The sequence below is a fragment of the Psychrobacter sp. TPE 89C genome (assembly GCF_055522395.1).
Window position 1 is genome coordinate 1 of sequence record NZ_JBVFXW010000032.1, and the last position, 26,379, is coordinate 26,379.

Consider the following 26,379-nt stretch of genomic DNA (forward strand, 5'->3'; position numbering starts at 1 on the left):
AGTTTAATGAAATATAATTTTTATAGTAATCTCTATTTAAATTAAATTAATTATTGACTTTATTTTTTAAATCGTTATTATTATCACATTGATTTATCAGCTTCTATGTAAGCGATAAGTCATTCAAATACATCTGCTACTATTGCCCACAAAATTAGCCACAACCTATGGAGGAATCATCGTGTCCTATTTAACTATCAAGACGTTTTTAAAGATTGAATGTGTAAACTACCTGACAGCAATGACGACTTCGAAAAGGTTTGGCTGAATCTATATACAAGCTACTGAGTGATATCCTATTTATTGATATCAAAGCATAGCCTTCTGTATCTACTTGCGCTATCCCTCTTCTAAGTCTACCGTGCCAAAATTGCTCTGCGATTGTGCTAAGCCATATTGTGCTTGCTGTTATCTGTCTACCTAACATTTTACTTTATCGTTATTGCTAATGAGGCGATTCACGCTATTGTTTAGCGTATGCCTTTCTGCGCGCATAATATTTATGCTCTCAATTTTGGTACGGTAAAACCTTTCTTTAAAACGTCTATAATAAATTAACCATGAATTTTTATTGATTTTTTAATTAATAAAAAACGGTATTTTATTGTCTTTATTTTATGATTTATTAACCTATGTGCTTATTAAACGTATCGTTTAATGCAGACGGGTAAGTAATATCTAAAAATTAGTAAATTAAAAAATATGCATGGTTATAAAAATAATAAAACGGAAATAATAAATCATGAGCATTCAATTAATATTAAATGAAAACCGCAAACACGGCGTACCCGTCAAGATTTACACCTCAGATGTTGAGCAAGGTGCAATGCAGCAATTGCGCAATCTAGCCCAGCTAGAGTTTGTACACTCACACATTGCGGTGATGCCCGATGTGCACGTTGGCAAAGGCGCAACAGTCGGCAGTGTGATTCCGACCAAGTCCGCCATCATTCCTGCCGCAGTCGGTGTCGATATTGGCTGCGGTATGAACGCGGTGCGTTTGTCCCTGACAGCGAGTGATTTGCCTGACAGCTTAAGGTCATTACGCTCAGTAGTGGAGCAACAAGTACCAGTCGGCTTTAACATGCACAAACAAATCCAAGCCAAGAATTCAACGCTTGATCCATTAGGCAAACGCCTAAAACCAATTACTGATAAGCACCCAGGTTTACTCAAAATGCTCAGAGGTTTTGAGCGCACGTGGGCGAAGCAACTTGGAACACTGGGTGGTGGCAATCATTTCATTGAGCTTTGCTTGGATGAAAATAAAGATGTCTGGGTGATGTTGCATTCTGGCAGCCGCGGCATTGGTAACTGTATCGGCCAGTACTTTATCAATTTAGCAAAAAAAGAGCGTCAATCGCGCTTTGGTCATGTGCCAGATCGTGATTTGTCTTACTTTGCAGAAGGATCTGATAGCTTTGCTGATTATGTTGAAGCAGTAGGCTGGGCACAGGACTACGCGCTTGAGAACCGCCGTGAGATGATGCGCTTAGTGATTAAGTCTTTGCAGTCGCCACAAGCGGGATTGCCACGGTTTCAGCTGACCAAAGAAGCCATCAATTGTCATCATAATTATGTCAATGAAGAGGTGCATTTTGGTGAGCAAGTCTATGTGACCCGTAAAGGTGCAATCAGTGCCTATACAGGTGAGCTCGGCATTATCCCAGGCTCTATGGGCGCAAAGTCCTTTATCGTACGTGGTCTGGGCGAGGCTGAATCGTTTTGCTCATGTTCACATGGGGCAGGGCGACAGATGAGTCGAGGTAAAGCCATGCGAGCATTTACCATCGATGAGCTAAAGGCGCAGACGGATGGTGTCGAATGTCGCAAAGATAAAGGCGTTATCGATGAGATACCCGGCGCTTATAAAGACATCGATGAAGTGATGGCAAATCAAACGGATTTGGTCGAAGTGGTGCATACGCTGAAGCAGGTCATGTGTATTAAAGGCTAGTTTTTTTATAAAACTTGATCTTGTTTTAACTGTTAGCATCCTATAAGACAAGATCAAATTAAGGAGACAATTATGAGAGATTATCCTTATATCAACAAAAATGGTAAAAAAAGACCCCAATCAAAAGAATGGGCTGATATACGAGCAGAGATTATGTGCTTGAAAACTGAGCTGAATTTAACGGATAAATCTTTTCGAGTTCTAACCCCTTACGATGATTACAAAGGCATAGAAGAGCAGATTTATCAAACCTTTTGCAAAATTGAAAATGGTAAAAGCCGTCCAGTTTGGTTATGGCAAAATCTGATACAAGAAACGTATTCAATGGAAATCAAAGATTCTCTCGAGAATTACTTGTTACGTTTAATTCAGCCCAATGAAAGTATTTGGTTTGGTGTAACAGGAACATTCAACGAGCGTTCAAAAATCTGGTTTTACGAGGGCAAGATTGAGGCAATAATAAAAATACTCGATGAAATCTGCTTCTTTGACGAGTGCTATTTTGTTTCTAAAAAGTATAACTGGCTTATCTGTAGCAACCACCACGACATCTTGATGGCCACAGGTAAAGATATGCCACAAAAATTAAAGGCTATAGAAGATGTAGCAAAGAATAAAGGATAAAATAATGAGCTTAAAACAAACATTAAAGAAAGCCAAACAGATTGAACGGCAGTTAGAACAAAAAGCTGAAACAGGTGCACAGCAATCGCTAAGCACAGTCAAGCCGCGCAACTATTTGGCACTGGATCCACTGTTAAGAAAAGGTGGTATTCACGAAAAGGAAGATATCGATATCGTCCGAAAAAAACGTCGCCGTGAGACTAAGCAGCAGTTACGGAAGACAGATTGGCTATCGGAGTAGCAACCGTTCATCTTAATCTTAAATTTAAACAACAAAAAAGCCGTTCGCTATGATAGTGAACGGCTTTTTTTATTCTTACTTAGATTTATAATTTAACGGTTACGCCAATACTTCGATCAGCTCACCTTTCACCATGTGCGGGCTGACGAAATCAGTAATACGTACGCTCACGAGTTTACCCAACATCTCATCCATTTTCTCAACATCATGAGGGAACATGACGGTACGGGTGTTATCTGCAGTACCGATTAAGCAGTCGGGATGACGGTTGGCAACTTGCTCCACCAACACACGTGTCGTGGTGCCGACCATCTCATGCGTTTTGGCAAGTGTTGAGTCAATGATGACTTTTTGGAATTCTGCCAAGCGCTCTTTTTTAGTTTTGAAACTCACGTCATCTGGCAACTCAGCGGCTGGCGTACCTGGACGCTTAGAGTAGATAAAGCTGTAAGAGTGATCGAAGTTCAGTTCTTTTGCTAAGTTCAACGTATCTTGGAAGTCTTGATCCGTCTCACCAGGGAAGCCAATGATAAAGTCGCTCGATAAGTGAATATCAGGACGAATGGCTTTTAGCTTATTAATCTGATTGATATACACATCAATCGTATGGTTGCGCTTCATCGCTGCCAAGATAGCATTTGAGCCACTTTGAACCGGTAGATGTAAGTGTGATACCAGCTCTGGCAATTGTGCATAGGCATCAATGATGTCATCAGTGAACTCTAGCGGATGGCTGGTCGTATAACGAATACGCTCGACACCATCGACATGTGAGACATAATGCAATAGCTCGGCGAAACGGCAAATGCTGCCATTATCCTTTTCACCGCGATAGCCGTTGACGTTTTGACCCAAGAGGTTAATTTCACGCACGCCTTGCGCGGCTAAGCTATCAATCTCAGCCAATACGTCATCGAGTGGGCGAGACAATTCTTCACCGCGGGTATAAGGCACTACGCAAAATGAGCAATATTTTGAGCAACCTTCCATAATAGAGACAAACGCTTTAAAGCCTTCTACTCTTGGCTCTGGCAAAAAGTCGAATTTTTCAATACTTGGGAAGGATACGTCAACTGTGCCGATACGGTTTTTAGGCGCAATCTCACGCTGTTCATGTGATTGATCATATAGCTCTGGTAGACGATGTAAGGTTTGCGGGCCAAAAACCATATCGACGTAAGGCGCACGTTTTTGAATGTTATCGCCTTCTTGTGAGGCCACGCAACCACCGACACCAATCACAAGGTCAGGGCGTTTTTCTTTTAGTTTGCGCCAGCGACCCAATTCTGAAAAGACTTTCTCTTGCGCTTTTTCGCGGATAGAGCAGGTATTCATTAACAATACATCGGCTTCGTCGATATCATGCGTGACTTCCATACCGTGGGAATCACCGAGCACGTCGAGCATTTTGCCAGAGTCATAGACATTCATCTGGCAGCCTTGAGTAGTGACAAAGACTTTTTTGGTAGCTGTTTTGTTTACAGGAGATTGGGCTGAACTTGCTTCATTGAGTGCAGTGACAGCAGGCGCGGCAGCAGTTGCTTCAGTAACAGCAGCGTCTTTGATGCGGGGGTTGAATACAGTAACACTCATAAGGATAAGTCCATGATTGACTAAAAATATAGCGGGGTAGACGATTAACAGGTGGCGTATTTTATCACAACCCTCTACCAATGTGAAAAATTAGCGTGGGTGATCGTTGGTCAATATTATAAATTATTCATAACGGTATCAATTGTTTACTGGAGTTAGCAGCGCTTTTGATAAAAAATACGACTCGACATCATTTCTATGTTACACCGTACTGTCCTATTTATTAACAAAAGGTAAAGGCTATGGTTGAAAGTGCAGCGAGTATAGTATGATGAATAAAACCACCTTAGCGGTACGTTATAAATCGCTGTTTAATTATTTGTAGAGACATAATAAAGAGAGTCAATATGACAGAGTTGCGCGTTGCTCATAGCATCAAGGATAGAGAGTTGGCCAGTCAAAAGCGTAGTTCTGAGCGATCTAGAGCAGGCAGGCTGCGGGTGAGTGCGCTGAGTTTGGCGACGGCAGCGAGTGCGTTAGGGCTGTCGCAAGTTGCTTGTGCAGAGCTGACATGGGGTGATAGCGAGAGCTACCAGCAAGAGAATAACTATCAGCAAGACAGCAGTATTGACTCATTTATGTCAGCAGCAAGCGCCGCGGACCGAGGTGATGTCAGCGCCCTTTATGGTTATGAGCAAGCGATGAGTGGTGGTTTGTTTGCGATGTATCCAACGTATTGGCGAATGAATCTGGATCTTAATTCACAAAGTGCGGCAGCGGTGTCACAGTTCGTACGTCAGTATCCTAATACTGTGATGGCTGAGAAGTTGGTTGCGGATTTTGCAGAGACCAAAGCAGGGTCAAATGATTATGCGTCAGTACGCCAAGTAGCGAATTTAATTACCAATGCCGATGCCAGTGAGCGCTGTGCGGTTGCGCTTGGCTTTAATAATGGTGGCGACACGATGCGTGCTATGGCAGCCAAGTCTGATGTCTGGCTGAATACGCAGAAGCAGCCAGCATTGTGTGATCAGTTAGCGATGGAGATGAATAATAACGCATTGATTAGTGATCAAGATCGTACTTCTCGTCTTAAGCGTATGCTACGTAAAGGTAAGACAGGCGATATTATGGCGTTGTCATCACGCCTAGGTACACCTATTGCTTATTCAGCATTGAGTGAGATTCAGCTGAGTCCGTCTTCATTTTTTACCAGTTTTGGTAGACAGTCTGCCAGTCAGACCAATCAATATCTCTACCTGTATGCGTTAGGCCGTGTCGCTGACAAGTCTTATCGTGAGGCTGCGCTACAGTTAGATTTTGATATCAAACAAGACAACCAGCGTTCAGTGAAGTTGTTGAATGATGACACCCGTCGCTATGCTTATCGTATCCTCGGCGTACAGCGTATGAACCACAATACCGATGATGGCTTTAATGCTGAGGCCGTTGAATGGTTCCGTAACAGCTTAGATAACGACTTTAATTTTGAAGAAGCCGAAGATTATGCCATGGCAGCCATTCGCTTTAGCCAATGGGATGATGTGGTCGAAGCCATTTCTAGAATGGAGAGCGAAACTCAAAAGAGCAGCCAGTGGCAGTATTGGTTAGCACGTGCATATGAGCAATCGAGCGATTCAAGCAAACGTAACACTGCCAAAAAGATGTATAAGAACATCGCAAAAAGTAATGAGTATTACGGTTTAATGGCAAAAGATAAAATTGGTCAGCGCTTCGATGCTAGCCAGTTCGGTGGTAGTAATCTACCCAACGTGAGTACCTCGGATCGCGCACGTGTTATGCAAGATGGCAACTTTGCTCGTGCTTTTGCCTTATATAACTCTGACGCTAGTCGTGCTTATGCCAATCGAGAGTGGAACTGGGCGGTGAAGCAGGCACGCGACAAGCGTGATGACAATCTAATCATTGCTGCTGCCCGTCAAGCACATGATATGGGCTGGCTCGATCGTGCAATTTACGCGGTTGATAATACGGATAGAGTTGATAGCTTAGCACTGTCGCACCCAATGCCGCACCAAGATGCTGTCGTTCGCTACAGCCAATCTGCTGGCATCGATCCAGAGTGGGCTTATGGCATTATGCGTCAAGAGAGTCGTTTTGTGACTTCTGCACGCTCAAACGTTGGGGCAAGTGGACTGATGCAGGTCATGCCTGATACAGCGAAATATATCGCTCGTAATCTAGGTGAGACCTATAGTGCTAGCCGTGCTAATAGTGGTGATACCAATATCCGCTATGGTACATGGTATATGGGTGATATCTTGAGCAAGTTGAACCGTCAGCCAGTCGTTGCTACAGCAGGCTACAATGCTGGACCTAACAATGCCAAACGCTGGCAGCCAGTGTATGGGTCACTTGCAGCAGATCAATATGTTGAGTCTATTGCCTTTCCTGAAACGCGCAATTACGTCAAGCATGTGATGGAAAATGCCACTATCTATAGTAGTTTATTGGGTCGTAGTCAGCCTATTAGCCAGCGCATGGGTACCGTTCCTTCTTCTTTTTAGAGCATTCATTTACGATTCAAATAAGCCACTGACGAGTTATCGTTGGTGGCTTATTTTTATACATTGATTTTAGTCGTCCTAATCTCATGTTTACGTTTCTGCTATAGATTAAAAAAAACGATTTGTTACCATTGCATTAATCATTGTCTTTAATTGATATTTACAAATCGCTGTTCATATTTTTTAGCTCTATGTTTAGTGGTATGAGTGTTTGTATGTCAAACGCCATAATCTAAGCGATAGCCTATATTTTATCACTGCTAGATGCCTCCAGCCCTTATGATCAAAAAATACTTTACTCTATGTATGTTATCGAAAGTTAGACGTCAGTCATCTACGCAGGTGCACTCGCCATCTAACCTGACGGCGACCCTGAGTCATTCGAATGTTCATTCAGCGATCAAACCAATCAAAATTTTGAATAAAAGTCACGCAAGCCTAATCAACAAGCATTTCATGAGTAAAATGAATACCACAGTGGGGGTTGGTGCATTACTAATATTGCAAGGTATGGTTCTAATTCCAGCACATGCCGCCAGTACCGCGAGGAGTGGTCAGCGTGTGTTGATGATCGAAATGACGCCTGCCTTATGTAGTATGCAGCCAACGCGTGCCCGTATGCGTCAATGTCTAGAAGGCTATTCGTTGACCGTATCGGGTTTAGATATGGGCTATGGTGAGCGCTGCGGTCGTGGTAGTGAGCCACGTTTAACACCGCTTCAGCTGAAAGTCGTCAACCGTATCATGCCTGATACCACAGTACGCAGCCAAACATGGCAACGTTATGGTGCCTGTAGTCCATTTAGTGCCAGTAGTTACTTTCGCCAGATTACCAATTACGCTGGCGCATTGAAATTGCCGAAGGAGCTAAATACGGGTAATAGCTATACGGTTTCTAAGTCACGATTTATCAGCCAGATGACTCGCCTTAATAAAGGTATGTCGACATCTAGTGTCGACCTAATTTGCCAAGCGGGCAGCCGAAAGCAGTCTATATTGACGGATATTCATGTTTGTTATGAAGGTTCTGAGTTTGGTAGTTGTCCTAATGTTGTGGACAGTTGTGGCAGTCGATTTATCATTTCAGGCGGTAAGTAGCTTTCCTCAATGCTATTTGAAAGTCATCATTTAGCATCCTTTTTGATACCCTCTTTGACAGTTTTTAGTCATAACCTATAGCCTTATCCTTTTATAATAAGCGTTATATCAAGCGATATAGTGCTAATCCACGTGATCATCAGCTCCTTTTAAATCTGTCTTAGTGCTTGATTCATAAGCGCTTTACTTGCTTAAAGCCTCTCTCGTATAAAATGTAACAATATAATAGGTAGTAGGCCTCTTATTGTCTCTAGACGATTCGCCGAACGAAGTGCTACACTAACCCTCGGTTTATGGCTGCTGCTATGCAGCAAACAAGTCGATATCTAAAATGATAATCATTCATTAGAGTCATCAATTAGAATCATGAATTATCTAATAATTAATTAGGGAGTATTCAATGTCAATGAAACAGCCTTTACGTGTTGCCGTCACTGGTGCCGCTGGTAATATCAGCTATGCTATGCTATTTCGTATTGCATCTGGTGAAATGCTAGGTAAAGATCAGCCAGTTATTCTACAATTGCTTGAAATCGCCCCAGCACTTGACGCCCTAAAGGGTGTAGTCATGGAGTTAGAAGACTGTGCATTCCCATTATTGGCCGGTATCGTTCAAACTGATGATGCGACCGTTGCATTCAAAGATGTTGACTATGCTTTGCTAGTCGGTTCACGTCCTCGTGGCCCAGGCATGGAACGTAAAGATTTGCTAGAAGCCAATGCTGCGATTTTCTCAGCACAAGGTAAAGCATTGAACGAAGTCGCTAGCCGTGATGTAAAAGTATTGGTAGTCGGTAACCCTGCCAACACCAACGCGCTTATCGCTCAACGCAATGCACCAGATCTTGATCCACGTAACTTCACAGCAATGACTCGTTTGGATCACAACCGTGCCATGGCTCAGTTGGCTGGCAAAACTGACAGCACTGTAAATGACGTGAAAAAAATGATCATCTGGGGTAACCACTCATCAACTCAGTATCCAGATCTAACGGCTTGTACTGTAAACGGTAAGCCAGCTTTAGATCTAGTTGATCGTACTTGGTACGAAGGCACTTATATCCCAGAAGTACAACAACGCGGTGCAGCAATTATTAAAGCTCGCGGTGCATCATCTGCTGCTTCTGCTGCCAACGCTGCGATCGCACACATGCGTACGTGGGCACTAGGTACTGATGAAAACGATTGGGTATCTATGGGCGTTTACTCTAACGGCGAATATGGTATCGCGGAAGGTTTGATCTATTCATTCCCATGCACCTGTACTAACGGCGACTGGTCTATCGTAGACGGCGTTGATGTATCATCAGCTTTCTCAAAAGAGAAAATGGCTGCGACTGAGCAAGAGCTTAGCGAAGAGCGTGATGCAGTAGCACATTTACTACCATAAGCAGATATTTTGCTTAAGTGGTAAGACCAAAAGCAGTACATAAAAAAGCCCTCTGAAATATGAGGGCTTTTTTGTGTCTTGGAAAAATAAGCAATCGTTGTAATGGGTTCAAAAAAATTAGATATAAATAAGGCAAGCAAGACACTAAAAATAATAGCCTAACATCGTATCTGGTTTATACAAAATTGGACCATTGCCATTAATACAATTGATAACGTTAGATAAACGTTGGTTAACAGCTATTAAAATAGAGCCTGCTACAATAAAGTGGTAAGCATAAATAATAATCACAGCTAAACCTGCATTATCTAGGGAGAAAAATATGATGAATGAACCTGAATATAATATAAATGAATTATTTGCGCAGCTAGGACTTGATAGCTCGGATGAGGCAATTGATAGCTTTATTGAAACACATAAACTGGCCAAAGAAGAGAAGCTGATAGAATCGAATGTTTGGACCGAAAATCAGCGTATGTTTTTGCAAGAAGAATGGGAAAAAGATGCGGAATGGGTAGAAGTCATTGATGACTTAAACGTACGTATGCACCCAGATGCCTAGCTATAAAAGTAAGCTTATAAAAAAGCAAGCTCATAAAAAAACCCACAAAAATTTATGTTGTGGGTTTTTTTATGAGTTAGATATCTGTTCTAACAAGGTTATTGTTTTGCTCGCCACTCAATCAACTCTTTTACATCGTTATGGATGCCAGTTTTTAATGCCTCTAAGCCATCATAACGTCGTTCACCATGCAGATAATGCAAAAATCGAACCTGTAGAGTCAGGCCATATAAATCAGCTTGCAGCTCTGGGAAATGAACTTCCAAACGCCAATTATGCGCTTTATCTACTGAAGGTCTAGTACCGACATTGGCTGTACCAAACAAGCTATCAGCACGTAATCCTGCTATACCAGTTTGTCCGTTGACCGCATTTACGGTTAGGCCATTAGGAATTATTTGTCCATTATCATCGAGACTGACCACATCGACACCGAAGATGCCATGCAACGCAGGCTTTAAGCGTTTTAGATCAATATTGGCAGTAGGGAAGTCTATCGTGCGACCAATTTGATCGCCACTGACGACCAGTCCTGTAATCGCATAGTCGCGGCCCAATAAGGTATTGGCGGCATCAATATCACCAGCCAACAGCATATCACGCACACGAGTAGAGCTGATACGTGTCGCGTCATCACTACTGTCAGTGACAGTATGTAAGTTGGTCACATCCAGACCATAATCACGCAAAAACTGACTGTCACCAGTACGATCATGACCAAATTTAAAGTCATCGCCTAGTACTAAAGCCTGCACGTTCAAGCGCAGTGCCAAAATATCTGCAAATGCTTGTGCGGATAGCGACCGGAAATCTGTATCAAATCCCGCCACAATCAAAGTTTCAACACCATACTCTGCTAGCAAGGCTTGTTTTTCAGCGAGATTGGTTAAGCGTGCAGGCGCAGTGGCTGTCGCAAAAAACTCACGAGGCTGTGGCTCAAATATCATGACAGCAGAGCCAAGATTTTGCGCCTGTGCAATTTCTCTGACTTGTGTAAGCATCGCTTGATGCCCCAAATGTACGCCGTCAAAATTGCCTATAGTGAGCACACAAGGCGCTAAATCTACAGGGCTAATATTGGCAGGCAGTGTACTTGGCGACGCAATCAGTTGCTCAAGAAAATAGGTGTTCATAAATTTTCAGCTATGATAGATAAGACCAGATAAAAAAGAAAAACACACCATACCAAAAATCGATGTGTCTAAAATCAGCCATTATAAAGTAAAATGGCTATACTAACATCCTATAGTCTACTCATAATATAAGTAGGGCGCTGGCAGTTCCGCTATTCTAAAGAAACACTTGCGCTTATCTTCCTTTGACGGCTATCGTTAGCAATCAGCTATATAGTGGATTCAGTTTAAAAGAGAGTCAAGGCAACCGAGTGCAGATGTATATGTGATACTTCAAGCGAGGTTAACGCTGTAGCTCTTTTATAAAGGATTGACTATATTTAAAAATTACTGCGAATCATACAACCAACTAACTATGGAGCTCCTATGTCCGATGTTGCCTTGAATGCTGTGCCATCCATCTTACCCCAACACAATCTCAATGACGATTTTATCGTACAGCGCGCAAGTGATAGAGACCTGCCAGAGATATTAGCGATTTATAATCAAAGCATTGCGGGCAAGCAAGCAACAGCCAACCTTGTTCCAGTGACCTGTGAAGAGCGTGCAGATTGGTTTGATGAGCATTTAAATAGCGCCACGCGTCCTATTTATGTTGTTCGCTCAGTGACAGAAACCACCGAAAGTGGTGAGCAAGCAGAGTCATCGCCGATCGTGGCATGGGGCAGTTTTAGTGATCTTTATGCGCGTATGGCATACCATATCAGCACCGAGATTAGTATTTATTTGCACGAAGGGCATCAAGGAAAAGGACTGGGCAGTTTACTGACACGCTGGATGCTTACTCAAGCACCAAGCTTAGGGATTCAAAACATCATCGCGCTTATCTTCGCGCATAACCAACCAAGCTTAGGGTTGTTCCGTAAGCTTGATTTTGAGCAATGGGGTTATATGCCAAAGGTTTGTGATATGGAAGGTTTTATGGCGGATGTCGTCATGCTTGGAAAAGCGGTGACAGTAGACTAGGGCGTTTCTTCAATTCACCCGATAGTCATCTAGATGGGCTAAAAATGGCTAAATCTTGCCAAACATCGTCAAATAGCTAGTTAATATCCCGATATTATCTGCGCTATTTTTCTTGTTTGACGGCAATTTATCTCATTTTTATCACCATTTTTGAAATGAAGACACGCCCTAGAGCCTGTTAGATAAACAAGAAAATCATATAGCATCATGCTTGATAGTGTGATGCTTTAGCCTAAGATTTTCCATTGACCATCTATTTCTTGTAGTTCGTAAGTCAAAGGTGCAGGCTCACTCTGTCCTTTTAACATCAGCTCACCAATGATGGTGGCACGAGTTTTGTCATCGTTATATTGAGTGTCAGTAATAGTGACACCCTCCACGGTTTGCTGAAAGGCAGACTGAGTTTTTGCTAGCTCTTCTTCAAAGTTCGCCATGTCTACTTCATAGTATCCAGCGGCTTGCTTTACATCACCGTAGTACAGGCTATCCAATGCTTTCTTGACCGTATCTTCTGGTGTGCCAGCTTCGGTAGGATTGGTGACTAGACTTTTTTGCTCAGTAGACTCTTTATTACTATCAGCTACTTTGTCATCATCAGCTACTTTTTCACTGTCAGCTGTCTTTCCATCATCAGTTGCGCTATGAGAATCGGCCACTTCTACTTTGTGTACCGTTTCTTCTGTATCGACATCATTGCTACAACCACTCAGAAGCAATCCAGTACTCAGTAGACCAGTCGCAAATAAGATTGGCAAACGTGGAAGTATCAACTGTTTAGTCATCATAAGACCTCAAAATTTATTTATTAATGCATAAGCTATTATGACAAATATTCGTATCGAACACTGTCAGTTCTCAGGCCAAGCTTGTTTTGGTTTCGTAAGTTAAGGCCTTGTTTGGTATGTTTAGCCATGCTTTAGTTGGCGGGGGCGGAAGCCTGTAGCGAGTAATACCACACCATAAACCAAAGCACCCACGGCACACATAATAATAAGAGCCGCAATACGTCGCCACTGAGCATCATCGGCAGGGAAATAGGGCAACATGAAATACAGCACTGCAATCATCGCGGTTGTAGAAATGGCAAACTGGGCAAATAGTTTTTTCCAATGAGGGCCAAAACGGAAAATATCGCGCTTATGCAAGAAATAATACAATAGCCCTGCGTTTACAAATGCCGCACCTGTGGTTGCTAATGCCAAGCCACCGTGTAGTGGAATCTCTAAAAAATAGAAAATACCAATAAAAATAACACTAAAGACCATATTGGCTATGACGGAGATGATACCGATTTTTACAGGGGTTCGAGTGTCTTGACGTGCAAAAAATGCAGGGGCAAATATCTTAATCAACATAAATCCTAAGATGCCACCAGCCATACTACGCAATGCCAATGAGCTCATTTGTGCATCACGCAAGGTGAATTCACCACGTAAAAACAATGCCTGCATTAATACATCTGCAAGTATAAACAACGCCGCTGATGCCGGAACACCCACCAATATAATTAAGCGTGCTGCCCAGTCAATCGTCTTTTTAAAGCTAACGTCATCTTGCTTGGCTTCACTTTTAGACAAACTTGGCAAAATAACTGTACCAATTGCCACGCCAATCAATCCTAGTGGGAGCTCGCTCATACGCTCTGCAGCATATAACCAAGAAACCGACCCACCAATCATCAATGATGCAAAGATGGTGTTTAATAGTAAATTAATCTGAGTGACAGAAACACCGAAAATGGCAGGGAGCATGAGTTTTAAAATACGGCGAACGCCTTCATGCTGAAAGTCAATTTTTGGAGCGACCAACAGTTTTTGTTGCCATAGCTGTGGCAGCTGTATCAAAAACTGTAGCAAACCTGCGATAGCGACGGCATAACCGAGTGCCATAATAGGGGTGTCGAACATTGGTGCGAAAATCAGTGCGCCACCAATCATACACAAGTTCAATAACACTGGTGCAAACGCGGGTGCAGCAAATCGTCCGTAGCTTTGCAAAATACCACTGGCAAAAGCTGTCATGGAAATGAATAGCAAATACGGAAAGGTTAGACGTAGTAATTCAGCAGTGATGGCAAATTTATCGGGTTGATCGGCAAAGCCGGGGGCAAATAACGTGACCACCCAAGGCGCGATTAAAATAACCACGACTGTCAGCATGGATAAAACCATCAACAGTGCACCGGAAGTGCGACTGACTAAAATCTGTACCTGCTGTAGGCTGTATTTTTCTTTGTATTCGGATAGAACAGGTACGAAAGCTTGGCTAAAAGCGCCTTCTGCAAATAGACGTCGCAAAAAGTTGGGTATCTTAAAGGCGACCAAAAAGGCATCCATCAGACCACCAGCGCCAAAAACACCTAACAATACGACATCGCGTACTAGGCCTAAAATACGAGACAGCATGGTCATACTGCTGACCACCATGGTTGAACGAAATAACCGACTTTTTGCCATGAGAACCTATCTTGCTAAGTTGTATTGGGTTGTGTGCTGATTTGCTGTGTTGAAAAACTGACGAATTATATCACTTTCATAATCGAGATAAATGGATTGAATGTGGAATATGATATGTGGACAAAATAGGCTGTTTTATTTTAATAGAACGGCAACTAATTGTCGCAATCTTGTCCATTCAAAATAATCACCGGGATCGGTCTTACGTTCTGGTGCAATATCGCTATGACCTGTCAAGTGACGACGAGTTTTAGGATAAGCCTCATAGATAGCACTGACGACCTGTGCGAGCCTGTCATATTGCATGTTAGTGAAAGACGTAAAATCCGACCCTTCAAGTTCGATACCAATGCTATAATTGTTACATTCAGGTCGTCCCAAGTAGCTTGATCGACCTGCGTGCCAAGCGCGCTCGTTAAAGTTCACAAACTGAGTAATTGAACCATCACGTTCGATAAATAGATGTGCCGAGACTTCTGCCCCTTCTATGGTCTTAAAGTAGGAATGGGCATTCCAATCTAGTTGATTGGTAAACAGCGCCTTAACGTAGTGAGTGCCATCAGTGTCACAAGCGCCGAACTCATTGGGTGGTAAGCTGATATTATGAATGACGATAGTGTCGATATTCATATCTGCTGGTCGCATATTTTTGTTAGGCGATGCGAGCCATGTGGCTGCAGATAATAAGCCATCTTTAATAGTCATTGAGGATGATTTGGACATAATATTCTCTTTTACTAAAATTTATCAAACAGGCCCCAGAGATTTAGATGATCTAGGTCGAAAACGGGTTTTGGATTGTTTTATTTAACATTATATTAGGTATTATTAGTCAGCCCCTAATCACGCTATCAGCGTATGAATAATAACGTGCGAGGTTTTATCTCATGGCTACAAAGCCTATGTCTCTATCAGTCGATTGTACCTTAACAATAACTTGCCAACGAGCCTGTTTGCCACTTGCTATCGCTGGGTTACTGTTCTCTGGCCAAGCACAGGCTTTTTTGCCAACGCCAGACTCGCTAGTAACCACAGGTGAATTGGCGAGTGAGCCACAAGCGACGATAGATAGTAATGCGGCACATACGGTGGTATATAATATGCCACATGATGGCGCTGACGAAGAAACCAATAGCACGCAAAGTATGCAAGGCGTACAAGACAGCAGTGCTCAATCGTTATTAGCCACGTGGCGCAAACAAGCGAAAACAGAAAGTCTGGCACAGCATACAACATGGCGACGATTATTGTATTTCTTTGATGATCAAAAGAACTTAATTGGTAAGAAAAAAAACACCAGTATGGTTGATGATGCTGGTTTCTTCTTAAGTAAAAACGGTCGGAGTGATTCAGGTGCAGAGCTTGATGCGCTGCTTGTTGCCCTTGCCGACGAAATGCAGGCCACTAACAATCATAAAACCGTTAATAAAAATTCTGCCCAAATAACCAACGGCCATTCTGTCAGTAGTCGTGCTGTCGGTAGCAACTCTGTACTATGCCGTTTTCCAGCGCGAGTACAATGGCTGACTGATACGTTGAATATTGACGACACTGTGCTACAAGCTGACTGTCCAGAGCTAGATAAGTGGATGCAAACGATTGCACCTGAGCAGCTGTCTCTTATGTTTGCACAAGAGTATTTGGACAATCCTCTTTCAGCATTTGCTCATACTTTGCTGCGTATCGACTCAAAAGAAAGCGTCGCTGATCCTAGCCAAATTCATTACGCTCATGCGCTGAATTATACGGTAGATGGCAATCCTGAGGATAGCTTTCCGATATACTCCGTCAAATCAATGATTGGTGCTTATGACAGTCTTATTGAGATTGACCTTTATCCTGAAAAGCTGGTTAATTATTTACAGGGAGATGAGCGCGATACGTGGACCTATCAATTGGATTTGACACCAAGCGAAGTTCAGAAAATCATGTTGCATGTTTGGGAAACCAAGGATTTGAAGTTACCGTATTACTTCACCACAGATAATTGCGCGTCTGAAGTGTTACGTTTAATTGACGTAGTGCGCCCGCAGCAGCATTTATTAAGCAGATTGCCTTATGCGGTCATTCCCTCAGATGTCGTGCAATTACTCAATAGTGAAGGTTTGCTTGCCAGCAGTATTTACACCCCAGCTGATAGCACCTTACGCCAATCTCAGTTAAATAAAGTGAAGCAGCAGCGTGAGCAACTTGGCTATCACAACAGCGCCACACAGACGATTGACGAGATTAAATCTGCTCAGCTCAATGATGTCTCGAGCATGTCAGCTGACAAACAAACATTACTGCCGACTAGTATCGTTGTATCAGATAATAACCCTATTGACAGACATCCGCTGACATTGGGGAGCATTGGGATAGGGCAGCGCGGTGACAATAACTATATCGATCTGGGCTTGCGGGCAGGCTTTCATGATACGCTTGACCGCTCTTCAGGATATCCACAGTTTTTTAATTTAGAAGGCATTGCGGCGACTTTACGCCTATATGACACGGATAATGATAAAGACAATCAGCCAAAAAATGTGGTCTTACAAAATGCCACGTTAATTAGCGGTCGTTCTTTTAATCCCGTTAACTCTGCCAAAAAAGGTAAAACGTGGGGCGCAAGCATCGAAGCGACGCGCGTCAATGACGGTTCGCAGAAAGACGGCACAGACCATTTAGTGGGTAGCGTGGGCTACGAGACAGGGTGGTCTTGGGCATTTGGAACTCCTAATGTAGATACTGGCGAGATGCCGCCGCAATTATGCTACACCTTGTTGTCCGGTACGACGCAAGTAGGTCGTGGTATCAATAAAGGCTTTCGCGTTGGGGCAGGCGTGAATGCAGGCTGTCGTTATCAGATTAACAATCAGTTACGCGCGCAGGCTGAATTGCAACTGCCATATTGGTATCATGGCAGCAGCGATGCGTCGAACGTTCGTGGTCACTATTGGCAACCGATATCGACACTAGGTCTGCAATACGATATTGATAAAAAACAAGCATTACGTATCAATGCTAACTATGATTGGCAAGATCGTGTTGATAGCAATGAAAATGTACAGCTGTCATACAGACGCTATTTTTGATTTGATACCTTTTAAACTTAGCACCTTCTAAGTTGGCAATTTGATAATAGTGTTTTTATATTAGTATTTTTATATTAGCGTCTTGATAGAGTTTTCTTAGAGATTGTTTCTAAGTACGACTGTCGAAGTTATCTCCAGATATTGTGCTAAATGAAGGATATGTGATGAGTAAGCAAAATTTATTGATTATTGGTCAAGGTGATATTGGATTACCAGTGACCAATAAGCTTGCGCAGGATGGCTTGCACGTTACGGGTCTGGCTCGTGGTGAGCGGTATGATTATGCATTGGATGATAAAGCTATATTTAAACAAGCCGATGCATTAACGCTGACTGCTCAAGTCTTACAAGGTTTTACGCATATTGCCATTATCGTGACCCCTGACGAGTATTCGACCAGCGGCTATCACAACAGTTACTTAGCTATTTGTCAGCATTTGGCAAATCTTGCAGAAAATCTGACCAGCCTTGAGCGCATTGTCTTTATTTCATCAACGGGTGTTTATGGCCAAGACAATGGCGAGTGGATTGATGAGCATACTGCACCCATCACGCCTGCGCGCGACGCATCAAAGGTTATATTACAGGCGGAACAGTCTTTGCAGCAGGGTTTCAATGATAAAGCCGTGGTCATTCGTCCTAGCGGTATCTATGGGCGCGAGCGGTTAATGCGACTACGTAAAGCCCGCGAGCCGCAAAAAGAGCCAGTGGCCGCGAGCCATTGGAGCAATCGAATTATGGATCGCGATTTGGTCAATATTATTGCTAATGTATTGACCATGGAGTCGCCAGAGCCAATATATCTGGCGACTGACTATGTACCAGTGACAACATTGGAGTTGGGTGTTTGGTTAAGTGAGCAAATAGGCGAGACACCTCCTGCCATGGATAACGAAAAAACAGCGGTTACGGGAAAACGCTTGCATAGCAACATTCCATTAGCTTGGCTAGATTATCCTGATTGGCAAGCAGGTTACCGTGATATTTTGCGCCATCAAGCATAGTACTAGGGCATGTCCTCAATCTGAGCATTAAGCTTTAAATGGGCTAAAAATGGTTAAATATTTGCTAAACTGCGTCAAGTAGCTTGATATTATCTATACTACTTTCCTTATTTGGCTGCAATTTATCTCATTTTTATCACCATTTTTAAAATGAGGACACGCCCTACATCAAAAAAGTAAGCCTCGTCGCGTCCAAACTGGTTTAGTCTACAATGTGTAGTACTGGCGTTCGTGTTCCTCGCTACTCTAATTTTTGTGAATGGTATAAGATGACCGTTCGACCTGACTTACCTTATTCGTTTTATATTTTATAGTCTATGGAGCTCTCATGACCCAGCCTTCTACTTCTGATAACCGCTTATCCAGTGCTGACATTACAGCAGCAGGTGGCAAGCGTACAGAAGGCAGTGCTGAGCAGTCGCCTGTTTTTTCTGATAGTACACAACCTGCCATCGTGCATCCTAACTTTGATCCTAAGCAGTCTCCACTTGATCCTGCAAGGCCTTTGACTGATATCCCAGAGCCTGCGCGTCGTCTGAATACTCAGCTGCGTCGTTTATATGGTAACGCTGCCCGTTTTTATCAGCCCAACAAAGACAGCCTATCGAAATGGGCATTAATTGCTTCAGAAGTCTTAGGCGAGCATCTGTCGTTACTGAGTGCAGCGGAGCTTGCTGAATTTCCGGACAGCTTTTATCATAATAATAGCGAGCAACCGTTGTTGTCAGCATTAACGAATATGACGTTGTTAGATATGTCAGACATTCAGCAAGCGCTTCAGGCCTATCCAAAACTACAGCGTTATGGTTTCACACTTGCTGGCAGTCCGTTAAGCACTGATCTGAATGGTGCTGATATCGGTAACCGCAATGCCAGTAATCGTAATGCTAGTAACAGTAAAGTTAGAGATGCTTCAGCCTCGCTGCGTGCATTGACCAAACGTTATAATCCTGATGAGTTACTCAGCAGCCTCTATGCCGATGATTGGCAAGTGATTTTGCAGCCGCAGCAGTTTGAGACGGGCGAGGGTAGTCTGGCCACTGATATCATGGCGTGTAGTGTTGCCGTCCATGCGTTGCAGCAGTGCAGTACGCGCAAAAGTATCAATCATAGCTATAGCGCGGCGCAAATTTGTCAGCATGTACGCAGTTATTTGCTCAGTCAGATCATTTGCGAGCCATCACAGCGTCATGCATACCGTCAAGTGCGTCTATTTACCGGACATATTATTGTTGCTGCTTATCACTTGGGTTGGGAGATACAAGTGAGTCATGACGGTCAGTGCTATTTCAATCTCTCATCACGCAGTGGTCTGTTGACCCGTTATCCTAATATGCAGGATTACGACATCAATGGTTGGTCAAGCTGATCAATAATGCGTACAATAATGCCAATTTTTTGCCCTCATTTTTGTTAATAGGAATGCCTTAATGTCCAATGCTCGTGTACCTAATAATTCAGTACCTAATGCTCAGCCTACTTTCTCATCGCATCAATTCATTCAATTGGCTTTAGATAACCAAGTCCTTAAGTTCGGTGAGTTTGTCCTTAAGTCTGGTCGTATTAGTCCATACTTTTTTAATGCAGGTTTGCTGGCGACAGGTGAGATGTTATCGTTGTTAGCACGTGGTTATGCCGACGCCTTAGCTGAACAGATGGCAGCGACCAATAACGGTACAGATGAGCAAGAGCTGGTCATTTTTGGTGCCGCTTATAAAGGCATTCCATTCGTTGCTGCCACCGCACAAGCATTATGGAACCATCATGGTATCAATGCTAAATGGGGTTACAATCGCAAAGAAGCCAAAACCCATGGTGAAGGTGGTAACTTGGTGGGTGCTGATGTCAATGGCAAAGCGGTTTGGGTATTAGATGATGTCATTACAGCTGGTACAGCCATGCGTGAAGTGGTCGAGATTTTAGAGCAAGCGGGCGCAAGCGTTGCCGGTATTATTGTCGCTCTTGATCGTAAAGAAAAAGGTCAAGCTGAGCATTCTGCTATTCAAGAGCTAGCCTCGACTTTAGAGGTCCCTGTGCGCGCACTCATTGATATTGATGATTTAATCAGCTATTTAGCAGATGACAATAGCCAATACAAAGATGCGACTCAGCTTGCAAAAATGCAGCATTATCGCACGCAGTACGGCGTATAATTTGTCGTAGATGGTTTTATGAGCGAGCATCTTTTATGCTGAATAGATGGTATTTACCTATTTAACCGCTCATATCTGCCTATTAATAATATAGTCGAACCACTCTTAAAGTGTTATGACGTTAGACTCGCTTAGCCTACTACTGTAGTACTTGCGCTCGTCTGCCTTATACCATTTTTAAGATTGATTGACTATACAACGTAAGTGAGTTTTGTTATGAGTCTAGAAAATCAAAAAAAATCGTTAAACATACTCGTTATTATGGATCCTATCGAGCAGGTTAATTATAAAAAAGATACTACCTTAGCCATGATGTGGTCAGCTCAAGACCGCGGGCATAGCTTAGGATACTGTCAGATTCATGACCTTTGGTTGGATCGTGGGCAGTTGATGGTCGATACGCAGCCAATAACGGTAAAGCGTGATCCTAAAGACTTCTATACATTAGGTGATAAAACGACGGCACCAGTCAGCGATTATGACGTGATTTTGATGCGTAAAGATCCACCGTTTGATATGCGCTTCATCTATACAACCTATATGCTCGATCATGCAAAAGCGGCAGGCGTACTCGTGGTCAACGATCCGCAAGCGATTCGCGATTGTAATGAGAAACTGTTTGCCACTTGGTTTAGTGATTATATGAGCCCAACGATTGTAACCAGTAAACAGGCGCACATTCGCAAGTTCATTGCTGAGCAGCAAGATGTTATTGTCAAACCCCTAGATGGTATGGGCGGTACAGGTATCTTCCGTCTGACTGCTGATAGCCCAAATATCGGTGTTACACTAGAAGTATTGACGGAGTTAGAGACGCTGCCAATTATGGCACAGCGTTATTTACCAGAGATTGTCGAAGGCGATAAACGCGTATTAATTGTTGATGGTGTGGTGGTAGATTATAGCTTGGCTCGTATTCCAACCAAAGGCGAGACCCGTGGTAATCTAGCCGCAGGTGGTAGTGGTGTTGCTATGCCGCTGACTGATATCGAACGTCAAGTGGCAGAGGTAGTGGCACCTATTGTGAAAGAAAAAGGTCTCATGTTCGTTGGCTTAGATCTCATCGGTGGTCGTATTACCGAGATTAACGTTACCAGTCCGACTTGTGTACGCGAGATTGACGATCAGTGTGGTACGGATATTGCGACAGACTTTATTATTGCTATTGAAAGTAAATTCGCGATTTGAGCACCGCAGTAATGATAGAGTGATTTATCATTAAGGTATGTGCACAATGATAAAAAAATAGTTGTGCTAAGCTATAGTCATTCCACTATAAAAGTATGACAGCGTTAACCTTGCTTGAAGTATCACATATACATCTACAATCGGTTGCCTTGTACTACTTTTAAATCGAATCGACTATATCTTGTCGAAACGTGATTGAAGATGTCGATTCTATCGATGTTAAAGCGTATTTATTAACGCCAAGCCGAGGTTGTTCACGGCTTGGATTTTTATTATTAACGACGCATAAAATGCTATATATAAGTCAACGATTTACACTATACTATGCGATATTTTATAGGGTCGTTATTTGTCGACAACTAAAATTCTGATAGGATAATAAATCCTTCATATAAATAAAAAGATAGGCAGGCGTTCATGAAAAAACCGCATATATTAATGATGGCTGCTGGTACTGGTGGGCATGTGTTTCCAGCATTGGCAGTGGCTGAGGAATTGACTCAGCGCGGTGCGGTTATTCATTGGTTAGGAACGCCAACTGGCATGGAAAACGGTTTGGTTAAACCAACTGGTTATAGTTTTCATGCCATTGATATGCAAGGGCTGCGTGGTAAGGGAGTAGGGCGCTTGTTAAAGCTACCTGTAACCCTGCTATCAGCAACGATGGCTGCCATAAAAGTCATTCGCAATAATCAGATTGATATTGTCGTAGGCTTCGGTGGTTATGTGACCGCACCGGGCGGTATTGCAGCACGTATGACCAGTACGCCGCTTATTATTCATGAGCAAAATGCTATTGCTGGCATGAGTAATCGCTATCTGTCTAAAATTGCTACCAAGGTATTACAGGCCTTTGAGCACACTTTTGCAAATAGTGAGCTTGATGTAAAACTAGAGACAGTTGGTAACCCGGTACGTAATGCCATCACTGGTGTCGTGGAACCGACTGTACGTTATGATTTGAATGATCAATCACCACTTAAGTTGCTGGTGGTTGGTGGCTCGCTTGGTGCACAAGTATTAAATGATACCGTGCCAAAAGCACTGGCATTGATAGACCGTCCTTTTGAAGTGCGTCATCAATGTGGACGAAACAATGAGGCTGCCACGCAAACTGCTTATGATGAGCAAGATTTGAGCATTCATAAATTTGTGGTACAGCCATTTATTGATGATATGGCTGCTGCTTATAACTGGGCAGACATCATTGTTTGCCGAGCAGGTGCATTGACCGTTACCGAAATCCAAAATGTCGGTATTGCTGCTATTTTTGTACCGCTGCCGCATGCCGTTGATGATCATCAAACAGCCAATGCTCGTACGTTAACCTCACATGATGCAGCAATTCTATTACCTCAATCTGAGTTGACGCCGCAGCGTTTGAGCAATGAGCTGGCAGCGCTTGATCGAAGTGCTTGCTTAACCATGGCCAAGAAAGGCCATGCACTTGCCAACCGTAGTGCTAGCAAGCAGGTCGCTGATATTATTTGGCAAACCCTGTAGCTTATATTTCTATCAGCTGCTATTTTTATAACTGATTATTCTGATTCACCACATTTTATTCGCCTTTAACCAAGAGAATTTATTATGCCTACCTCTGCGAAAGCGCTACCTAAACGTTTGATTGAAATACCAGAAATGCGTCGTATCCAGCATTTGCATTTTGTGGGTATTGGCGGCTCAGGAATGTGCGGTATTGCTGAGGTGATGAGCAATCAAGGTTACGAAGTAAGTGGTTCTGATATCGCTGAGAGCTTGGTAACTCGACGCTTACAGCAGATTGGTATTGAAATATCAATTGGTCATGACTCTAAAAACATTGCCAATGCAGATGTCATCGTCGTATCGTCAGCGATTGATCGTAGTAATCCTGAGATTAAAGCAGCACTCGAAGCGCGCTTACCTGTCGTTCGCCGTGCAGATATGTTGGGTGAGTTGATGCGTTATCGTCACAGTATTGCTGTTGCGGGTGCTCATGGCAAGACGACCACAACAAGCTTACTCACCACGATGATGGCAGAAGGTCAGCTCGATCCTACGTACGTGATTGGCGGTAAACTTAATGCTTCTGGGAAAAATGCCGCGCTTGGTAGCAGTCGTTTTCTAGTCGCTGAAGCTGATGAGTCTGATGCATCATTTTTATCCTTGCATCCGATGGCTGCGATTGTGACAAATATCGATCGAGACCATATGGAAACTTATGAGAACAGCTTTGATAAATTAAAAGCAGCTTATATTCAGTTCCTACAAAACATGCCGTTTTATGGCTTGGCCGTGGTGTGCGGTGATGACCCAGAGCTGTATGCGATGATTGATGATATTGGTCGCCCTGTACTGACCTTTGGTCTTGAGCCTTTCAATGATGTGCAAGGTGTTGATTTGGTGACTGAGGGCACTAAAACCCACTTTACCGTATTACGCCGTGACCGTGAGCCTTTACGTTTGACGCTCAATATTCCTGGTACTCACAACGTTTATAATGCGCTTGCGGCTATCACGATGGCGACCGATGAAGGCGTGGATGACGAAGCCATTAAGCGTGCCCTGCAAAAATTCGAAGGTGTTGGCCGTCGTTTTGAGCAGCATGCCTCTGTAGATATCGATGATGGTAATGTCCTATTGATTGATGATTATGGTCATCATCCAAAGGAAGTCGATGCGACCATCAAAGCTGCTCGTCAAAGTTTCCCTGATCGCCGTTTAGTCATGCTGTTTCAGCCGCATCGTTATAGCCGTACGCGTGACTGCTATGATGATTTTGTCGAAGTACTGTCAAGCGTAGATGAGCTATTATTATTAGACGTATATTCAGCAGGTGAAACGCCAATCACAGGTGCTGATACCAAGTCATTGGCGCGTAGTATTCGTTTGCGCGGTGAAGTTGAACCTACGATTGTTGATAAGGGCAATCTAGCGCCTGTGATGCAGCGTCTATTGAAAGCCAATGACATGCTGATTACTCAAGGTGCTGGTAACGTAGGGCAAATATCCGTTGATTTGGCTGCAAACAACCTTTACATCAAGTAAGCTAAAAGAACTCTAGGAGCTATCCTCATGACGACGAACAATGATCAAAAACATGCAAAAAATACAGCCATGGATGCCGCTGAGGATAAGACAGCTATTATTAATCCAGAGCCAGCCCTAGCCGCAGTTGCACAAGCAGAGAAAAACAGTATGGAAAATAACCAGTCAGGCCAAGAAGTATTATCAAACGTGGCGCCTAGCAAAGTAAAAGATGCGAGTGAGTTCGGCAAAGTTGCTGTCGTCTATGGCGGTAGTAGCAATGAGCGCAGCGTATCTTTAGACAGTGGCGCGGCTGTATTGCAAGCACTTCAAAACCAAGGCGTGGATGCCACTCATTTCGATCCTAAGCATCAAGACATCACTGAGCTACGCGCGTATGATCGCGTGTTTAACGTGTTGCATGGTCGCGGCGGCGAAGATGGCTTGCTACAAGGCGTATTGCAATGGTTTGATATTCCTCAGACAGGCTCAGGCATTTTGGCATCGGCACTGGGCATGGACAAAGTGCGTACCAAGCAGTTGTGGCAAGGTTGCGGTGTGGCGACAGCCCCGTTTTCATTGTTGAACGCGGATACCGACTGGCAGCAAATAGTCAACATGTTGGGTTTGCCACTTATCATTAAACCTGTCCATGAAGGTTCAAGTATTGGCATGACGAAGGTCAACAATCTTGATGAGCTTCCAGCTGCCTACGCGACGGCGGTACAGTGTGGCGATGTAGTGATGGCAGAGCGCTGGATTACCGGTCGCGAGTTTACGATTGTTATTATCGACGACGAGGCTTATCCGGTCATTCGTCTTGAGCCTGCAGATATCACCAACTTCTATGATTTTGAAGCTAAGTACAATCGTAATGATACCAGCTACTATGTTCCGTGTGGCTTGAGCGATGCTGATGAAAAGCACTTACAGGATTTGAGTCTTGCGGCATTCCGTGCTGTTGATGCAAAAGGTTGGGGACGCATCGATGCCATGCAAGATGAAGCAGGCAATTTCTGGTTGCTGGAAATCAATACTGTACCGGGTATGACCAGTCATAGTTTGGTTCCGATGGCAGCCAAGGCTCGAGGCATGGACTTCGATACCCTGTGCTGGCATATTTTGGCGCAGACAGTCTAGTTAGTTTTAAGTACTGTTGTATTAATTCAAGTAGCTTCATTCGGAAAGCAAGCTGCTTGAGTAGATTAAAAGTACTATTAATAGCGTTAATTAATTATTGTTCATAATGGATAGGTTTTTCTGGAAAACACTTAGACAATGTATCACTAGAGATGCTGAGTCACAACTTCATGTAAACTTGTGTAAATTCGCTGTTGCCAATAAGGGTTAGGCTATTGTTTAGCTATGAAATACGTTAATATTGCGTATTATGGTCATATATTGACGAGATCTGAGCTTTTATAAGAAGAAATCATAAGTTAACTGTGAATTAAGAAAAATGTTAC

General features: G+C 43.2%; 21 protein-coding genes. 16 read left to right on the forward strand and 5 right to left on the reverse strand.

The features are described from left to right. The first annotated feature begins 742 nt into the window (after positions 1-742). The 3 genes from ACZW67_RS10155 (at position 743) to ACZW67_RS10165 (ending at position 2,822) form a co-directional block, all read left to right on the forward strand. Positions 743-1,957 (forward strand): RtcB family protein, encoded by a 1,215-nt coding sequence (locus ACZW67_RS10155; RefSeq protein WP_465183151.1) that lies wholly within the window; start codon positions 743-745, stop codon positions 1,955-1,957. Positions 1,958-2,029: 72 nt separating this feature from the next. After that, positions 2,030-2,581 (forward strand): DUF6756 family protein, encoded by a 552-nt coding sequence (locus ACZW67_RS10160; RefSeq protein ID WP_197216512.1) that lies wholly within the window; start codon positions 2,030-2,032, stop codon positions 2,579-2,581. A 4-nt stretch (positions 2,582-2,585) separates the two neighbouring features. After that, complete coding sequence (locus ACZW67_RS10165; protein ID WP_227681307.1) at positions 2,586-2,822, forward strand: hypothetical protein; 237 nt, start codon at positions 2,586-2,588, stop codon at positions 2,820-2,822. A 99-nt stretch (positions 2,823-2,921) separates the two neighbouring features. Here the strand turns inward: ACZW67_RS10165 and miaB are convergent, their stop codons facing one another. Further along, positions 2,922-4,415: a tRNA (N6-isopentenyl adenosine(37)-C2)-methylthiotransferase MiaB gene (miaB, locus tag ACZW67_RS10170; protein WP_465183152.1), complete on the reverse strand. Its 1,494-nt coding sequence runs from the start codon at positions 4,413-4,415 to the stop codon at positions 2,922-2,924. 347 nt (positions 4,416-4,762) lie between these two features. Here miaB and ACZW67_RS10175 point away from each other — a divergent pair, with 347 nt between their 5' ends. From ACZW67_RS10175 to ACZW67_RS10190, 4 genes are all read left to right on the forward strand, one after another. After that, the gene (locus ACZW67_RS10175) at positions 4,763-6,883 is read left to right on the forward strand and encodes a lytic transglycosylase domain-containing protein (RefSeq protein WP_465183153.1); all 2,121 of its coding nucleotides are present in this window, start codon (positions 4,763-4,765) and stop codon (positions 6,881-6,883) included. A 465-nt stretch (positions 6,884-7,348) separates the two neighbouring features. Beyond that, positions 7,349-7,981: a T2 family ribonuclease gene (locus tag ACZW67_RS10180; RefSeq protein WP_465183154.1), complete on the forward strand. Its 633-nt coding sequence runs from the start codon at positions 7,349-7,351 to the stop codon at positions 7,979-7,981. A 400-nt stretch (positions 7,982-8,381) separates the two neighbouring features. Further along, positions 8,382-9,371, forward strand: a complete 990-nt coding sequence (locus tag ACZW67_RS10185) for a malate dehydrogenase (RefSeq protein ID WP_465183155.1) — start codon at positions 8,382-8,384, stop codon at positions 9,369-9,371. A 322-nt stretch (positions 9,372-9,693) separates the two neighbouring features. Then, positions 9,694-9,933, forward strand: a complete 240-nt coding sequence (locus tag ACZW67_RS10190) for a DUF2789 domain-containing protein (protein ID WP_465183156.1) — start codon at positions 9,694-9,696, stop codon at positions 9,931-9,933. Positions 9,934-10,031: 98 nt separating this feature from the next. Here ACZW67_RS10190 and ribF read toward each other — a convergent pair whose 3' ends face one another. Further along, positions 10,032-11,066, reverse strand: a complete 1,035-nt coding sequence (gene ribF, locus ACZW67_RS10195; protein ID WP_465183157.1) for a riboflavin biosynthesis protein RibF — start codon at positions 11,064-11,066, stop codon at positions 10,032-10,034. Between the two features lie 366 nt (positions 11,067-11,432). Between ribF and ACZW67_RS10200 the strand changes: the two genes are divergently transcribed. Then, on the forward strand, positions 11,433-12,032 hold the full coding sequence (locus ACZW67_RS10200) for an N-acetyltransferase family protein (RefSeq protein WP_465183158.1): 600 nt from the start codon (positions 11,433-11,435) through the stop codon (positions 12,030-12,032). 227 nt (positions 12,033-12,259) lie between these two features. Here ACZW67_RS10200 and ACZW67_RS10205 read toward each other — a convergent pair whose 3' ends face one another. The 3 genes from ACZW67_RS10205 to ampD form a co-directional block, all read right to left on the reverse strand. After that, positions 12,260-12,817 (reverse strand): hypothetical protein, encoded by a 558-nt coding sequence (locus ACZW67_RS10205; protein WP_465183159.1) that lies wholly within the window; start codon positions 12,815-12,817, stop codon positions 12,260-12,262. A 120-nt stretch (positions 12,818-12,937) separates the two neighbouring features. Further along, positions 12,938-14,488: a murein biosynthesis integral membrane protein MurJ gene (gene murJ, locus ACZW67_RS10210; protein WP_465183160.1), complete on the reverse strand. Its 1,551-nt coding sequence runs from the start codon at positions 14,486-14,488 to the stop codon at positions 12,938-12,940. Between the two features lie 135 nt (positions 14,489-14,623). Beyond that, positions 14,624-15,211 carry a 1,6-anhydro-N-acetylmuramyl-L-alanine amidase AmpD gene (gene ampD / locus ACZW67_RS10215; protein ID WP_465183161.1) on the reverse strand — a complete coding sequence of 196 codons (588 nt, stop codon included), beginning with the start codon at positions 15,209-15,211 and terminating at the stop codon, positions 14,624-14,626. 164 nt (positions 15,212-15,375) lie between these two features. Between ampD and ACZW67_RS10220 the strand changes: the two genes are divergently transcribed. The 8 genes from ACZW67_RS10220 to ACZW67_RS10255 all read left to right on the forward strand — a co-directional run bounded on the left by ACZW67_RS10220 (position 15,376) and on the right by ACZW67_RS10255 (position 26,053). After that, positions 15,376-17,562: an Lnb N-terminal periplasmic domain-containing protein gene (locus tag ACZW67_RS10220; RefSeq protein WP_465183162.1), complete on the forward strand. Its 2,187-nt coding sequence runs from the start codon at positions 15,376-15,378 to the stop codon at positions 17,560-17,562. Between the two features lie 164 nt (positions 17,563-17,726). After that, positions 17,727-18,566 (forward strand): SDR family oxidoreductase, encoded by an 840-nt coding sequence (locus ACZW67_RS10225; RefSeq protein WP_465183163.1) that lies wholly within the window; start codon positions 17,727-17,729, stop codon positions 18,564-18,566. 328 nt (positions 18,567-18,894) lie between these two features. After that, complete coding sequence (locus tag ACZW67_RS10230) at positions 18,895-19,935, forward strand: hypothetical protein (protein WP_465183164.1); 1,041 nt, start codon at positions 18,895-18,897, stop codon at positions 19,933-19,935. A gap of 61 nt (positions 19,936-19,996) precedes the next feature. Then, positions 19,997-20,719, forward strand: a complete 723-nt coding sequence (gene pyrE, locus ACZW67_RS10235; protein WP_197216532.1) for an orotate phosphoribosyltransferase — start codon at positions 19,997-19,999, stop codon at positions 20,717-20,719. Between the two features lie 216 nt (positions 20,720-20,935). Next, positions 20,936-21,907 carry a glutathione synthase gene (gshB, locus tag ACZW67_RS10240; RefSeq protein ID WP_465183165.1) on the forward strand — a complete coding sequence of 324 codons (972 nt, stop codon included), beginning with the start codon at positions 20,936-20,938 and terminating at the stop codon, positions 21,905-21,907. Between the two features lie 417 nt (positions 21,908-22,324). Continuing rightward, positions 22,325-23,410 (forward strand): undecaprenyldiphospho-muramoylpentapeptide beta-N-acetylglucosaminyltransferase, encoded by a 1,086-nt coding sequence (gene murG, locus ACZW67_RS10245; RefSeq protein WP_465183166.1) that lies wholly within the window; start codon positions 22,325-22,327, stop codon positions 23,408-23,410. Positions 23,411-23,494: 84 nt separating this feature from the next. Then, positions 23,495-24,934 carry a UDP-N-acetylmuramate--L-alanine ligase gene (murC, locus tag ACZW67_RS10250; RefSeq protein WP_465183167.1) on the forward strand — a complete coding sequence of 480 codons (1,440 nt, stop codon included), beginning with the start codon at positions 23,495-23,497 and terminating at the stop codon, positions 24,932-24,934. A gap of 150 nt (positions 24,935-25,084) precedes the next feature. Further along, positions 25,085-26,053: a D-alanine--D-alanine ligase gene (locus tag ACZW67_RS10255; RefSeq protein WP_465183175.1), complete on the forward strand. Its 969-nt coding sequence runs from the start codon at positions 25,085-25,087 to the stop codon at positions 26,051-26,053. Positions 26,054-26,379: the final 326 nt, after the last annotated feature.

Bases quoted from the DNA above. Each gene is read 5' to 3' on its own strand.
- ACZW67_RS10190 (WP_465183156.1), top strand. From the start codon at position 9,694: ATGATGAATGAACCTGAATATAATATAAATGAATTATTTGCGCAGCTA.
- ACZW67_RS10175 (WP_465183153.1), top strand. From the start codon at position 4,763: ATGACAGAGTTGCGCGTTGCTCATAGCATCAAGGATAGAGAGTTGGCC.
- ampD (WP_465183161.1), bottom strand. From the start codon at position 15,211: ATGTCCAAATCATCCTCAATGACTATTAAAGATGGCTTATTATCTGCA.
- ACZW67_RS10180 (WP_465183154.1), top strand. From the start codon at position 7,349: ATGAATACCACAGTGGGGGTTGGTGCATTACTAATATTGCAAGGTATG.
- murC (WP_465183167.1), top strand. From the start codon at position 23,495: ATGCCTACCTCTGCGAAAGCGCTACCTAAACGTTTGATTGAAATACCA.
- gshB (WP_465183165.1), top strand. From the start codon at position 20,936: ATGAGTCTAGAAAATCAAAAAAAATCGTTAAACATACTCGTTATTATG.
- ACZW67_RS10230 (WP_465183164.1), top strand. From the start codon at position 18,895: ATGACCCAGCCTTCTACTTCTGATAACCGCTTATCCAGTGCTGACATT.
- ACZW67_RS10185 (WP_465183155.1), top strand. From the start codon at position 8,382: ATGTCAATGAAACAGCCTTTACGTGTTGCCGTCACTGGTGCCGCTGGT.
- pyrE (WP_197216532.1), top strand. From the start codon at position 19,997: ATGTCCAATGCTCGTGTACCTAATAATTCAGTACCTAATGCTCAGCCT.
- ACZW67_RS10205 (WP_465183159.1), bottom strand. From the start codon at position 12,817: ATGATGACTAAACAGTTGATACTTCCACGTTTGCCAATCTTATTTGCG.
- ACZW67_RS10225 (WP_465183163.1), top strand. From the start codon at position 17,727: ATGAGTAAGCAAAATTTATTGATTATTGGTCAAGGTGATATTGGATTA.
- miaB (WP_465183152.1), bottom strand. From the start codon at position 4,415: ATGAGTGTTACTGTATTCAACCCCCGCATCAAAGACGCTGCTGTTACT.
- ACZW67_RS10255 (WP_465183175.1), top strand. From the start codon at position 25,085: ATGGAAAATAACCAGTCAGGCCAAGAAGTATTATCAAACGTGGCGCCT.
- ACZW67_RS10200 (WP_465183158.1), top strand. From the start codon at position 11,433: ATGTCCGATGTTGCCTTGAATGCTGTGCCATCCATCTTACCCCAACAC.
- ACZW67_RS10220 (WP_465183162.1), top strand. From the start codon at position 15,376: ATGGCTACAAAGCCTATGTCTCTATCAGTCGATTGTACCTTAACAATA.
- murG (WP_465183166.1), top strand. From the start codon at position 22,325: ATGAAAAAACCGCATATATTAATGATGGCTGCTGGTACTGGTGGGCAT.
- ACZW67_RS10165 (WP_227681307.1), top strand. From the start codon at position 2,586: ATGAGCTTAAAACAAACATTAAAGAAAGCCAAACAGATTGAACGGCAG.
- ribF (WP_465183157.1), bottom strand. From the start codon at position 11,066: ATGAACACCTATTTTCTTGAGCAACTGATTGCGTCGCCAAGTACACTG.
- murJ (WP_465183160.1), bottom strand. From the start codon at position 14,488: ATGGCAAAAAGTCGGTTATTTCGTTCAACCATGGTGGTCAGCAGTATG.
- ACZW67_RS10155 (WP_465183151.1), top strand. From the start codon at position 743: ATGAGCATTCAATTAATATTAAATGAAAACCGCAAACACGGCGTACCC.
- ACZW67_RS10160 (WP_197216512.1), top strand. From the start codon at position 2,030: ATGAGAGATTATCCTTATATCAACAAAAATGGTAAAAAAAGACCCCAA.